This window comes from Mesorhizobium sp. M7A.F.Ca.CA.004.04.2.1 (genome assembly GCF_004022825.1).
Classification (GTDB): domain Bacteria; phylum Pseudomonadota; class Alphaproteobacteria; order Rhizobiales; family Rhizobiaceae; genus Mesorhizobium.
In genome coordinates, this window is sequence record NZ_RZPH01001652.1 from 1 (window position 1) to 649 (window position 649).

Below are 649 nucleotides of genomic sequence, written 5' to 3' on the forward strand. Positions count from 1 at the left end.
AATGTGCGCCGCGCCATCCATGGCGCCAACCCGCATCTTCAGTGCCCTGAAACCGCCCTTGGCGATGTAGGATTTCAACTGCTCGCCGATGGCGTCGGCAGCCGCCCAGCCGCCGGACGCGTAAGCCGGCATGCGATCGAGCTTGCGGCCGCCCAGCAGCCGCCAGACCGGAACGCCAAGCGATTTGCCAAGAATGTCCCACAGCGCGATGTCGACGGCGCTGATGGCAGCGATGCTCATGCCGCGCCGCGCCAGTTGCGGCATGGCGTGGCCGCCGCGCGCGGCGCTGTCGTGGCGCACGCCATTGTAGAGCATCTCCCATATGACGCCGATATCCGCCGGATCGCGGCCGACCAGCTGAGGCCCGACCTCATGGTTCAGCATGTGGACGAGTGCACCGTAGCTGCCGGCACTGCCGGCGGCGTTCTTGCCTTCGCCCCAGCCGACCAGCCCGTCATCGGTTTCGATGCGCAGGATGGCGGCGTCGAAGGTCGTCACCTGACCGAAGTCGCTGCGGTGCTGCCGAGCGGCTTCGATCGGAACGCGGATCCACCAGGCTTGGACGGACTTGATACGCATATTCTTCCCCAGCCCCGCCGCCGGTCAGGGCGGAAGGGCGAATTTCCCAGAGGCAGTCGGCTACTTGATC

1 pseudogene is annotated in these 649 nt (G+C 66.6%); it reads right to left on the reverse strand.

Annotation, left to right across the window (positions count from 1 at the left end):
* Positions 1-579, reverse strand: a pseudogene (locus tag EN893_RS36755) (mandelate racemase/muconate lactonizing enzyme family protein); the annotation flags it as partial.
* Positions 580-649: the final 70 nt, after the last annotated feature.